The organism is Actinoplanes sp. NPDC049681, assembly GCF_044465265.1.
GTDB lineage: Bacteria > Actinomycetota > Actinomycetes > Mycobacteriales > Micromonosporaceae > Actinoplanes.
The window spans coordinates 696441-708223 of record NZ_JBITLP010000006.1; the positions used below are offsets into that span (position 1 = coordinate 696441).

Sequence of the window (11783 nt, forward strand, 5' to 3'; positions counted from 1 at the left end):
CGATTCTCGGCCAGTGCGGTCCAGATTTCGGGAGTGTGTCGGCGGCCACCTCCGGAGCGCGTTCATCTTCGCGTACCCCATTCAGCGTCTCCGATTCATGAGCGCGCGGTAGAACCGGACGTCGTGACCGCGGCGACGATGATCGAGGCAGCTCCCGGCACCGTGCGGGCGGCACCCGCCCGGCGGCTGTGGCCGGTTCTGTACCCGTCCGTCCTGCCGGCGCTCGCCATGGTGGCCGTCGGCGCGATCGGGCTCACCCGGCCGGCACTGGGCTGGGACGAGCACGCCACCTGGTCGGCGGCGGAGCGCACACCGGGCCAGATCGTCGACCTCGCCCGCTCGATGGACGGCGTCATCGCGCCGTACTACCTCTTCCTGCACTTCTGGTCCACCGCGTTCGGCGATTCGGTGGCGGTGCTGCGGCTGCCCTCGCTGATCGCCGTCGTCCTGGGTGTCGGGCTGGTCGGTGAGCTGGGGCGGCGGTTGTTCGGCCCCGGGGTGGGGCTGACCGGGGCGCTGATCGTCGTGGCCGTGCCTCAGCTGTCGCGCTATGCCCAGGAGGCACGGGCGTACGGGATCGCCTTCTTCTTCGGGGTTCTCGCGACGCTGCTGCTCTATGTGGCGGTGGGCAGACCGACGTGGTGGCGTTTCGCCGCGTACGGAACAGCGCTGACGCTGCTCGGCTGCACGCACATGATGGGACTGCTGGTGCTGGCAGGGCACGCCGTCGCGGTGGCCGTCCGCTGGTGGGCCGGGCACGACCGTCGGCTCCCGGTCCGCTGGCTGGTCGTCGTGCTGGCGGCGATCGCCCTGGTGTCCCCGCTGATCCGGCTCGGCCTGGGCCAGCGCGGCACGCAGCTCGAGTGGATCGCGCCGATGGACCTGCACCAGGTGCTCATCGCGCCGGGCGTCATCTTCGGTGCGCCCACGGCGGGCCTGCTGATCGTCGGCCTGGCCTTCGCGGCCCGCTCGGACCAGCCGCTGCTCCTCGGCGAGCTGGCCGCCCTGGCCGCGTTCCCGCCCGTGGTGCTCATCGCCGTCTCGTTCGTCACGTCGCCGCTGTGGGTGCCGCGGTACGTGCTGGTGGTGATCGTCCCGCTGGCCCTGCTCGCCGCCGTCGCCCTGCGGGGGCTGCGGTGGCGTACCGCCGTCGCCCTGCTGCTGATCGTGGCTTCCGGCTTCGAGGTGCACCAGGCCGTACGCGAGCCGGACGCGCACGGCGGCATGGACTTCCGCCGGGCGGCGGCGATCATCACGGCCGGACAGCGACCGGGCGACGGCGTGGTGTACGGCCGCGTCGGCACCTGGTCCCTGCGCGCGGGCCTGGACTACGAGCTGCGCCACCGCGAGAAGCCCGCCGACCTGCTCCTGCGCCGGTCGGCCGCCGAGGCGGGCGGCCTGGACGCGGTCGAGTGCCCGGAACTGACGTGCTTCGACACCGCGCGGGTCTGGTACGTGGGCGCCCGCCGTGCCGGCGACCCGATGGCCGACATGGGTGACGCGCTGCGGGCCAAGTTCGCCGCGGAGTACCGCCGGACCGGCTATTGGCTTCTTCCGCTGGGCACTATCGCAACCTATGAGCGGCGCACAGCCTGAGCTGCGACTCTGGAGGTGTGCAGACGACGCTGACGCGCGAGGCACCTCCGCTACCGGCACTTGCCGTACGCGACCCGGTCCGGGTGGACCGTCTCGCCCGGCTGTTCTGCTGGCTGGGGCCCGCGGTCGTGACCGCGTTCGTCGTGGCGTACCGGGCGGCAGAGCCCCAGCTGTGGCGGGACGAGCTCGCGACGTGGAGCGCGGCCACGCGTACGGTGCCGCAGATCTTCGCGCTGGGACGGCACATCGACGGCGTCACCGTGCCGTATTACCTGCTCGAGCATCTGGCGGTGGGCCTGTTCGGCGACTCTGCGCTCGCGTTGCGGTTGCCGTCGCTGCTCGCCGCCACGGCCACCGCCGCGGTCACCGGCCTGCTCGCGCGCCGGCTGTGGGGCGCGCGGGCCGCTGTCCTCGCCGGGCTCCTGGTCTCGGCGATGCCGGTGGTGTCGCGCTACGGGCAGGAGGCGCGGGGCTACGTCTTCGCCGCCCTCTTCGCCGTGGTGTCGACCCTGCTGCTGCTCCGGGCTCTGGAGCTGCCGCGGTGGCGGCGCTGGCTCGCGTACGGAGCGGGGGTGCTGGCCCTGGGATGGTCGCATCAGGTCGCGCTCCTGCTGCTGCTGGGGCATGCGGTGGCGGTGGTGACGACGGACTGGCGGCTGCTGCGACGGTGGCTGCCGGCGGTGACGCTCGCCGCCGGTGGCGTGCTGCCGTTCTTCGTGCTGGGGCTCGAACAGCACGACCGGCAGCTGAACTGGCTGTTCGCCGCCGAACCGGCCGACCTCGCGACCGTCGCCCAGACGATCTTCCTGTCCGGTGTGCTGGGCGGGGCGGTCTGTGCGCTCGCGGTGACCGCCGTGCGTACCCGTACGGAAGCGGCCCTGTTCCTCTCGGCGCTGCTGCCGGTGCTCGCCCTCTACGCCGTCGACCAGCTGATCACACCAGTCTTCGTGGGCCGCTACCTGTTCTTCGTGGTGCCCCTGTTGTGCGCGCTGGCCGGGCAGGCGCTCGCGCGGTCGGGGTTGCTGCTGGGGCCGGCGATCGTCGTGGTGCTCGCCCTGATCGGCCTTCCGGTGCAGGACGACATCCGGCGCAGCCACTCCCCTTTCGACTACCGGCAGGCGGCGCAGGTGATCGAGGCGAACGCCCGCCCCGGTGACGGCATCGTCTACGCACCTCGGTGGGGCTGGCAGTTCACCGACATCGCGATGCGGTATTACCTGGGTGAGGCCGTACCCCGGGACGTGCTGCTGAAGGACGACGAGGTCGCGAGCGCCTCGCTCTGGGCCACCGAGTGCGCGGACGCGGCGGTGTGTCTGCGCGGCGCCGAGCGCGTGTGGACGGTCAGCGCGGACAATTTGGAGACCGGGCGGCGGGCAGGCGTGACGGACCAGCTCACTCCCGCCGAACGGGCGGCGCTCGCGGCCTCGTACCACCAGGTGCTGCAGACCCGCCTCGAGGGTTTCACCATCGCTCTCTACATCCACCGATAGCACCCGTGAGGGGACCGTGATTGGATACGGTCACCCCGACAGCGCCGACGAGGAGGACGACACCATGGCCGACGAGATCCGTGCCGAGATGGTGGCCAACGTGTGGAAGATCGTGGCCGCCCCCGGCGCCGAGGTCGCGGAGGGGGACACCCTGGTGATCCTCGAGTCGATGAAGATGGAGATCCCCGTGATCGCCGAGTCCGACGGCGTCGTGCAGCAGCTCGCTGTCAACGAGGGCGACGTGGTCCAGGAAGGCGACCTCATCGCCGTCATCGGCTAGCGGTCAGCGGCCGGAGAGCCAGCGGCGAAGCCGGCTCGCCCGGCGATTGCGCTGCCGCGGGATCAGCGGGCCGGTGTAGTTCTCCTCCGCCTTGATGATGGCCGCCGCGCGTTCCCGGACCGCCGGCGCCACGTCCGGCGTCGCGAGCGCCAGATGCGCGAGCGACCACGCGAGCCCTGCCGTGGCGGCCGCCTCGTCGAGGCGGCCGGCCACCAGCGTGGCCACGTCCGCCCTTGCCGACGGGTCGACCCAGGCGTAGGTGACCAGCGCGAAGAGCGCCGCCTCCGTGATCCGGTCGAGCCCGCCCGTCGCCAGGTCCACCAGCAGGCGCCGGCGGGTGGAGTCGGCCCAGGGCTCCTCGGTGCGGTGGTGCAGCAGGCCCAGGCAGGCCCAGGCCTGCACGCATCGGCCCCACAGCACCGGATCGTGCGCGGCGAGCGCCCGGCCGACCTCGTCGTCCGGTGCCGGCGGCGGGTGGACGATCAGCGCCAGCAGGTCTTCGGGCTCGACGAGCACCAGGCCCAGCGCGGCGTCGTAGGCGGCCGGCGGGTGCGGCCAGAGCGGGTGCGCCACCCGGTGCAGCCGCTCCACCGCCGCGGCGCTCGGCTCCCCGCAGACGATGGGCTCGCGGTCGGGGTCCGGCGGGGTGTCGACGGCTGACGGCACCCGGCTCAGCCAGGGGTGGTCGGCGCAGCACTCGGCCAGATCGGCGTGCTCGTGGGTGTCGTCGATGTGGTCGCGCTGGAAGTCCGCGAGCCGTACGAGGTGGGTCAGGTCGCCGTCGGCCCGGTAGCGCAGGCGGTAGCCGGTGTGCACCGCGCAGTCGTCCTCGGGATTCTTGGCGAGGGCCCGGTCGATCCAGGCCAGGGCGTCGTCCAGCCGGCCGTGGTCGGCGAGGGTGCCGGCGATGTCCGCGTAGACGGAGAGGTCGTCGGGGTCGTACATCACCGCCCGGCGCAGGGCCGCGAGGGACTCCGGGATGCGGCCCGCGCTGCGGTACGCGTACCCGAGCCAGATCTCCGCCAATTTCGACGGCCGCAGCCGCGCCCCCCGGGCCGCCCACTCCACCGCCTGCGTGGCCTCGCCGAGCCGGCGCGCCAGCGCCGAGCCGGACCCGAGCAGCATGGCGTGTTCGGGATGGGCCCGCACGGCGTGCCGCACGAGCGTCAGGTACGGCCGGAGCGCCGCCTGGCCCGCCTCGGGCGCCGGATCACCGACCGCCGTGCAGAGCTGCATGACGATCCGGGCGAGCAGGCCGGGCTCCATGCGAGCACCGAGCTGCGGGTCGCTGACCCAGGGCACGCCCGCCCAGTCCACGTCGGGGGTGTGCCCGCTGGCCGCCGCGAGCAGCGGCAGGCCGTCCTCGGGGCGACCGGCGGCGGCCAGCAGGTGCGCCCGGGCCACCACCGTGCCGACGAAGGCGTGCTGCTCGAGCGGGAACAGCTCCAGGCCGCCGTCCGCGCGGGCGGCCAGGCGGCTGAGCAGCTCGTGGATCTCGGGGAGGGTCGGCGCGTGCGCGATCGCGCCGGCCAGGTGATCGGCGGCGTGATGCATCTCGCCACGCTCGAGGGCGGCACGCGCCTGCTCGAGGTCGCGATCGGCGGAGCGCCGGGGGTCGTCCATGGCCACGCCTTCCCTCACCACGCGGAAGGCCTGAGCGTGAGCCCCCGCGAGACGGTGGCACGCGGTGTGCCACCGAGGCGAGCCTAGGCGACGACGCTCGATATGTCAGTCCCGTCCGCCTGCGCAGTAATGCTCGATACGTTGCGATACGACGTCGAAACGTGCAAGACTGAGCACCGTATGAGCGAGAGTGCGCAGCAGGGAGGTCCAGTGACGCAACGAGGCCAAGGCATGGCGGCCGATATCGCGGAGCAGCCGGAGGGCTATGCGCGGTTGATGGAGGGTGAGCCGGCGGCGGCGATTGCCACCGTGGCCGCCCGGATCGCCGAGCAGCGGCCCAAGCACGTCGTTTTCGTCGGCCGCGGCACGTCCGACCACGCCGCGCTCTACGGCGCGTACCTCACCGAGATCCGGCTCGGCATTCCGGTCGGGCTCGCCTCGCCCAGCGCGATCACGCTCTACGGCGCCCGCCCCGACCTGACCGGGGCGCTCGTCGTCGGCGTCAGCCAGAGCGGCGGCTCGCCCGACCTCACCGAGGTGCTGAAAGTCGCCCGGGAGAGTGGCGCCCTCACCCTCGCCGTGACCAACAACCCGGCCTCCACGCTGGCCTCGACCGCGGAGCTGTCGGTCGACGTCTCCGCCGGGCACGAGCGCGCTGTCGCCGCGACCAAGACGTACACCGCCGAGCTGCTGACGCTGCTGCTGCTCGTCGAAGGCATCCGCAACGGCGACGGCACGCTGCCCGCCGAGGAGCGCGCCGCGCTGGAGAAGCTGCCGCGGCTCGCCGAGCGGACGCTGGCCGAGCGCGGGTCGGAGGAGCTGGCCCAGCGCTACCGGTTCGCGTCGCGGATGGTCACCACCGGCCGGGGGTACGCGTACCCGACGGCTCGCGAGACCGCCCTCAAGCTGATGGAGACGTCGTATCTGCCCGCGCTGGCCTTCTCCGGGGCGGACCTGCTGCACGGCCCCCTCGCCATGACCGACCCGGACGTCCCCGTGCTGGCCGTCGTGGGCAGCGGCCCCGGCGGCGGCTCGATGGCCGACGTGGTGACCCGGCTGGGCGAGCGCCGCGCGGACGTCGTCACCGTCGGCGCCCACGACATCGCCGGTGCCGCCGGCCGCCTGGCGGTGCCCGAGGTCGACGAACGGTACGCACCCCTGCTCGACATCCTCCCGCTGCAGAAGCTCGCGCTCGCGCTGGCGCTGGCCCGCGGCGAGGACCCCGACGCACCCCGCGGCCTGAAGAAGGTCACCGCCACCCTCTGATCACCCGTCGCGCCGCGTGGGCATGGCAGGCTTGGTGCGTGTCCACGCTGCGCGATCTCGCCGAAGAGCACACCGACCTCGGCCCGGCCGACATCGACCACCTGACCCGGCTGGCCGGCGACTGGCAGCTGCTGTCCGACCTGTCCTTCGCCGACCTGCTGCTGTGGGTGCCGGTGCGCGCCGAGCCCGGCCGGCCGCGCGACTTCCTGTGCGTCGCCCAGGTGCGTCCGACCACCGCCCCGACGGCGTACCAGGACGACCAGGTCGGCAAGATGGTCGGCGGCCCGGAAGTCGCCCACCTCGACATCGCGTACGCCCAGGGCCGCATCTGGCGTGAGGGCGACCCGGTCTGGTACGGCGACACCCCGGCCCGCCACGAGGCCATCCCGGTGCGGCTGCGCGGCGAGGACGAGAACATCGAGGTCATCGCCGTCATCGGGCGCGACACCAACCTCTCCACCGCCCGTACGCCCAGCCAGCTCGAGCTCAACTACCTGACCACCGCCGACGACCTGGCGCAGATGGTCAATGACGGCACGTTCCCGCCACCGCGGCACGCAGGCGAGCACACGTCCGCCCCGCGCGTCGGCGACGGCCTGATCCGGCTGGACGCGGGCGGCAAGGTCACCTACGCCAGCCCGAACGCGCAGTCGGCGTACCGCCGGCTCGGTTTCAACGCCCACCTCGTCGGCGAGGAGCTGTCGGTGCTGTCCAGCCGGCTCGCCGCCGACCCGCTGGAGGGAACGGACGCCGCCGAGCGCATCCTCACCTCGCTACGCGGCGAGGCACCACCCCGCCACGAGATCGAGGCCCGCGGCGCCACCGTGCTCATGCGCGCCCTGCCGCTGATGCCCGCGGGCGTGCCGATCGGCGCGCTGGTGCTGGTCCGCGACGTGACCGACGTCCGCCGCCGGGACCGGGCGCTGATGACCAAGGACGCGACCATCCGCGAGATCCACCACCGGGTGAAGAACAACCTGCAGACCGTCGCCGCCCTGCTGCGCCTGCAGGCCCGCCGCGTCGATGCCCCCGAGGCGCGGATGGCACTCGAGGAGTCCGTACGCCGCGTCGCCTCGATCGCCCTGGTGCACGAGACCCTCTCGATGTCCAGCGACGAGGCGGTCGAGTTCGACGGCATCGTGGACCGCGTCGCGACCGCCGCCACGGAGGTCGCCGCCACCGAGATCACCGTGAAGATGCGCCGCGAGGGCACGTTCGGCGTCCTGCCCGCGGAGATCGCCACCTCGCTCGTCATGGTCCTCAACGAGCTGCTCATCAACGCGGTCGAGCACGGCTTCCCGGCCCCCGCCGAGGACGGCGAGCCGTCGGTCGTCCCGCCGTCGCCGGTCGGCGAGGTGGTGGTGTCGGCGCACCGCTTCCGCAAGCAGCTGCACGTGACCGTCGCGGACAACGGCCAGGGCCTGCCCGAGGGCTTCGCCGCGGACGCCGGCGGGCGCCTCGGCCTCCAGATCGTGCGCGCCCTGGCGACCGGCGAGCTGCGCGGCACCATCGAACTGCGCAACCGCGCCGGCGGCGGCACCGAGGCCGTCCTCGTCGTCCCGCTGGGCAAACGCTGAAGGGCCAGGGGACTCACCTCGACCCGCCGGACGAGCTGCTCGACCGCCTCACCCCGGCCGGTGCCCAGACCGAGGCGGGTCACGCTCAGCGCCCCCGCCGCGGCACCGGTCCGCAGGGCCTCATGGCCGGCTGGTCCGCGCGGCTGATCATCACCGCGTCCGCGCCCTCCTCGCGCAGCGCCCGGCGGCCTCCACCAGGGCCTCGACACTGTCGTCGCGCTCGCCCGTCCTCGGTCAGCTCCTCGCGGCTGTGGCCTTCAGGAAGGACACGCCGCCGGCGAGAACGGCCGTCAGGTTCTCGCCGGAGAGGTCGGCGGCTTCCATGCCCGAGGCCTGCCCGGCGGCCGATCGACCAACCTGAACATCTGTTGAACTTGCCGCCGGGGTGGATGAGGGAGCGCTCGTTGGGTATCCGCGCGGTATGACCGATCCGAACGACGACCTCAGCAGCGTCGCGGACCCGGGAGCGATGGGCCCGGACGCGATGACCGAACCCGGCCAGGACACCGGCGGCGACCTCTCCTACGACGAGGTGCACCAGGCGGACGAGGGCGGCCCGGGGGTGCCGGGCGAGGCCGCGGACAGCCCCGCGGCGCAGGGAGCACCGGTCGGCCCACCCGACTGACCCACTAGGATCGGCGGGTTGGACGGACCCATCACAGGAGAACGACATGGCCAAGAAGGCTCGTAAGAAGAAGGCCCGGAAGAAGAGCTCTGCCAACCACGGCAAGCGTCCCAACTCCTGAGCCGCTGATGACGACGAAAGGGCCCGCAGCGTGCGCTGCGGGCCCTTTCGGTCGTCGGGCGGTGTCTACGGCAGGAACTCGTGGCTCTCGACCTCGACCACGTACTCGCTCAACTTCATCCTGAGCCGCTCGCGCAGCTCCTTGGGGGCGGTCTCGTCGCCGCAGCAGCGGGCGACCAGTGCCTTCACCTCGTGCTCGATGCCGTATTCGCGCAGGCAGTCGGAGCAGTCGTCGAGGTGTCGCTGGATCAGCTTCCGGCGTTCGTCGCTGCACTCGAGGTCGAGGTAGAGGTAGACCTCGCTGATGACGACGCTGCAGTCGGCCTTGTGGTCCTCGTCGCTCACGTCGCTCACGCCTCCTGTGCGGCGGGCGTGCCGGAGCTACGGGTGATGCCCCGGTCGACGGCGTACTGCTCCAGCAGCTTGCGCAGGTTGCGGCGGCCGCGGTGCAGGCGGGACATGACGGTGCCGATCGGCGTACCCATGATGTCGGCGATCTCCTTGTACGAGAAACCCTCGACATCGGCGAGGTAGACGGCCAGGCGGAACTCCTCGGGAAGCTGCTGCAGCGCGTCCTTGATGTCGCTGTCGGGCAGCCGGTCCAGCGCCTCGGTCTCGGCCGAGCGCAGGCCGGCCGACGTGTGCGACTCGCTCGAGGCGAGCTGCCAGTCCGAGATCTCCTCGGTCGGCGCCTGCACGGGCTGCCGCTGCTTACGCCTGTACGAGTTGATGTAGGTGTTCGTGAGGATGCGGTACAACCACGCCTTGAGGTTGGTGCCCTCCTCGAACTGATGGAACGCCGAGAACGCCTTGAGGAAGGTCTCCTGGACCAGGTCCTCGGCGTCCGCCGGGTTGCGCGTCATGCGCAGTCCCGCGGCGTACAACTGGTCGACGAACGGCAGCGCGTCCCGCTCGAAGCGCGCCCTGCGCTCCTCGGTCCGCTCGCCGCGTCCTACCCGCTCTGCTGGCGTCACCCGCACGTCTCCCCTCGACTGCCCCGCCGAGGATACGGGTAGTGCCCCGTCAGCAGATTCAAAAACCGCCGGTGTGCTCACGCTCACCGATGGGGCGACAAGCGCCGGCGACGCCGCGGGCCACTCCGGGGAGTGCAGCAGTTGCTGCACCCTGCGGGCCTGCAGGCCGTCGCGCTCCGCGAATCCGGCTCGCACCTCATCTACCCCTTCCGACGTACAGCCTTCCGGGTGGTGTAACCGCAACTTGCATGTCCGCATTCCGACTTACCGCGCCCAGCGGTGCCGGCGCAACCAGTCGGCGACGACCGCGGCGGTGCCCGGCAGGTCGCGGCGGAGGTCGTGGACGGCTCCCGGGCGTACGGCGACCTCCACGGCGCCGGTGGCGCCGGGCATGCCGAACGGGTCCCGGTCGCCGTTGACGACCAGGGTCGGCAGGGTGGCCGGCAGCTCGTCGGCGCGGCTGCGCTCCGGCTTGCCCGGCGGGTGCAGCGGGAACGCCAGCGCCAGCACGCCGGCGGCGCTGAGCGCGGCGGCGGTGCGGCAGGCGACCCGGGCCCCGCTGGAGCGGCCGCCGACGATCAGCGGCACCGCCGGGTCGCGCACCTCGGTCACGACGGCGGTCCACGCCTCGTCCAGGTGACCGGCGGGTGCCGGCGCGCGGCGGCCGGCCACCCGGTAGGGCTGGGTCACCAGCACCACCCGGACCCCGCCGGCGACGGCGACGTCGCGGACGGCCGTCAGGTCGGGCGCGTCGACGTCACCCCCGGCGCCGTGGCCGAGCACCAGCATGCTGACGGGCGGGCCGGCGGGGTCCACGACCTGGACCCGCGCCGGTCCGCGCGGTGTGTCGATCTCGAAGCTGCGCACAGCTCCTATGGTTACCGGCTGACCGGCTCCAGGGTGAGCAGGCGGCGATCTTCCTCGTCCGGCCCGTCGTCGACCGGGTCGCCGTTGGGCTGGACCCGCTCGCGCCAGGCGATCAGCATCGCGCGCCGTTCGCGCGGCGTGGTGCCGCCCCAGACCCCGTGGCAGTCGCCGACCTGCAGCGCCCACGCCAGGCACGACCCCTTGACGTCACAGGTGCCGCAGAGCGCCACGGCGCCCTCGGTGGGCTCGTTGGGAGCCGGGAAAAAGGTTTCCGGATCGACGCTGCGGCAGGCGCCCCGGGTGCGCCAGGCCTCGTCCGACCTGCGTTCCGCGATGGCTGCGAGAAGCCTCGGGTCACGCCTTGCGATGGCGACTTCGTGTGGACGCGGCATACGAGCACGTGTCATCAGCCCACCTCCCCCGTGGGTACCGGTAGAGCCGTGGCGACGCGGTCCGCACCGTGCGCACCGTCACCACACCGGCGCTGGTTTCTATCGCACGGAGGAAGATCAGAACAAGGGTCTTGTCTATCTCGAAACAAAGAAGTCAGTGAGGAATGCCGGCATTCTGGGCAAAGATCCCTCACGTTTTGCCAGGAACCGGCAATTCGGACGTCGTTTTCGATCTCCATTTGTGACCCGTCAGAAGAGCGTCGCCTCCCTCTCCGGAGCCTCTTCGGGAGTCGTCAGTTGCGGACCGTTGTTGCGCACATTGCCGACGTCCGGGCGCACCGCGCGCACCTCGATCGCCTCGAGCGCGGCCTCGGACAGCGGGCGCAGCAGGTCGCCGGCATCGCCGCCGCCGGCCAGCCAGGGCTCCCACCGCTCGCGGGGCAGGATCAACGGCATGCGGTCGTGCACCGCCTTCAGCCCGCCCAGCGCCGCCGTGGTCAGCACGCTGCAGGTCAGCGCCTCGCCGCGCCACATCGTCCAGATGCCCGCGAAGGCCAGGACGGAGGAGTCGAGCGGGGTCATGTAATACGCCTGGCGCTGCTTGCCGGTGCGCACCCACTCGTACCAGCCGTCGGCGGGCACCAGGCAGCGGCGGCGCGCGAAGGACGCCGCGAACGCCGGGGACGTGGCCACCGTCTCCGACCGGGCGTTGATCATGCGAGCGCCGGCGCGCAGGTCGGCCGCCCACGGCGGCACCAGACCCCAGCGGGCCGTGTCCACCACGCGTGCCTCGTGGCGCTGCGACATGCGGATGAGCGGGACCGGATCGGTGGGTGCGACGTTCCAGCTGGCGGCGGGCGCCTCGGCCACGGCCACGGCGTCGAAGAGCTCGCCGAGGTCGGCCTCGCTCTTCGTCGTCGCGTATCGCCCGCACATGCCCGCAGACCCTACGCCGGGGCCGCTGCGCCCGCTG

The 11783-nt window shown here is 72.6% G+C and carries 13 protein-coding genes; 7 read left to right on the forward strand and 6 right to left on the reverse strand.

Going from position 1 to position 11783, the window contains the following annotated elements:
• The first annotated feature begins 123 nt into the window (after nucleotides 1–123).
• The 3 genes from ACIBO8_RS25015 to ACIBO8_RS25025 all read left to right on the forward strand — a co-directional run bounded on the left by ACIBO8_RS25015 (nucleotide 124) and on the right by ACIBO8_RS25025 (nucleotide 3366).
• Entirely contained in the window at nucleotides 124–1596 is a 1473-nt protein-coding gene (locus ACIBO8_RS25015; RefSeq protein ID WP_396117684.1) for a glycosyltransferase family 39 protein, read from the forward strand.
• Between the two features lie 17 nt (nucleotides 1597–1613).
• On the forward strand, nucleotides 1614–3086 hold the full coding sequence (locus ACIBO8_RS25020) for a glycosyltransferase family 39 protein (RefSeq protein WP_396117685.1): 1473 nt from the start codon (nucleotides 1614–1616) through the stop codon (nucleotides 3084–3086).
• Nucleotides 3087–3150: 64 nt separating this feature from the next.
• Nucleotides 3151–3366, forward strand: a complete 216-nt coding sequence (locus ACIBO8_RS25025; protein WP_396117761.1) for a biotin/lipoyl-binding carrier protein — start codon at nucleotides 3151–3153, stop codon at nucleotides 3364–3366.
• 3 nt (nucleotides 3367–3369) lie between these two features.
• On the opposite strand, the gene ACIBO8_RS25030 is transcribed toward ACIBO8_RS25025, so the two are convergent.
• Nucleotides 3370–4989 carry a tetratricopeptide repeat protein gene (locus ACIBO8_RS25030; RefSeq protein WP_396117686.1) on the reverse strand — a complete coding sequence of 540 codons (1620 nt, stop codon included), beginning with the start codon at nucleotides 4987–4989 and terminating at the stop codon, nucleotides 3370–3372.
• A gap of 231 nt (nucleotides 4990–5220) precedes the next feature.
• Here ACIBO8_RS25030 and ACIBO8_RS25035 point away from each other — a divergent pair, with 231 nt between their 5' ends.
• From ACIBO8_RS25035 to ACIBO8_RS25050, 4 genes are all read left to right on the forward strand, one after another.
• Nucleotides 5221–6255 carry an SIS domain-containing protein gene (locus ACIBO8_RS25035; protein ID WP_396117687.1) on the forward strand — a complete coding sequence of 345 codons (1035 nt, stop codon included), beginning with the start codon at nucleotides 5221–5223 and terminating at the stop codon, nucleotides 6253–6255.
• A gap of 38 nt (nucleotides 6256–6293) precedes the next feature.
• The gene (locus tag ACIBO8_RS25040; protein ID WP_396117688.1) at nucleotides 6294–7832 is read left to right on the forward strand and encodes a sensor histidine kinase; all 1539 of its coding nucleotides are present in this window, start codon (nucleotides 6294–6296) and stop codon (nucleotides 7830–7832) included.
• A gap of 421 nt (nucleotides 7833–8253) precedes the next feature.
• Nucleotides 8254–8457 carry a hypothetical protein gene (locus ACIBO8_RS25045; protein WP_396117689.1) on the forward strand — a complete coding sequence of 68 codons (204 nt, stop codon included), beginning with the start codon at nucleotides 8254–8256 and terminating at the stop codon, nucleotides 8455–8457.
• 46 nt (nucleotides 8458–8503) lie between these two features.
• Entirely contained in the window at nucleotides 8504–8578 is a 75-nt protein-coding gene (locus ACIBO8_RS25050) for a 50S ribosomal protein bL37 (protein WP_369752275.1), read from the forward strand.
• Nucleotides 8579–8643: 65 nt separating this feature from the next.
• On the opposite strand, the gene rsrA is transcribed toward ACIBO8_RS25050, so the two are convergent.
• The 5 genes from rsrA to ACIBO8_RS25075 all read right to left on the reverse strand — a co-directional run bounded on the left by rsrA (nucleotide 8644) and on the right by ACIBO8_RS25075 (nucleotide 11746).
• Nucleotides 8644–8922: a mycothiol system anti-sigma-R factor gene (gene rsrA / locus ACIBO8_RS25055; RefSeq protein WP_396117690.1), complete on the reverse strand. Its 279-nt coding sequence runs from the start codon at nucleotides 8920–8922 to the stop codon at nucleotides 8644–8646.
• 5 nt (nucleotides 8923–8927) lie between these two features.
• Nucleotides 8928–9809: a sigma-70 family RNA polymerase sigma factor gene (locus ACIBO8_RS25060; RefSeq protein ID WP_396117692.1), complete on the reverse strand. Its 882-nt coding sequence runs from the start codon at nucleotides 9807–9809 to the stop codon at nucleotides 8928–8930.
• Nucleotides 9810–9815: 6 nt separating this feature from the next.
• Nucleotides 9816–10418 (reverse strand): alpha/beta family hydrolase, encoded by a 603-nt coding sequence (locus ACIBO8_RS25065; protein WP_396117693.1) that lies wholly within the window; start codon nucleotides 10416–10418, stop codon nucleotides 9816–9818.
• 11 nt (nucleotides 10419–10429) lie between these two features.
• On the reverse strand, nucleotides 10430–10825 hold the full coding sequence (locus ACIBO8_RS25070; protein ID WP_396117694.1) for a WhiB family transcriptional regulator: 396 nt from the start codon (nucleotides 10823–10825) through the stop codon (nucleotides 10430–10432).
• A 234-nt stretch (nucleotides 10826–11059) separates the two neighbouring features.
• Entirely contained in the window at nucleotides 11060–11746 is a 687-nt protein-coding gene (locus ACIBO8_RS25075; protein WP_396117695.1) for an SOS response-associated peptidase, read from the reverse strand.
• Nucleotides 11747–11783: the final 37 nt, after the last annotated feature.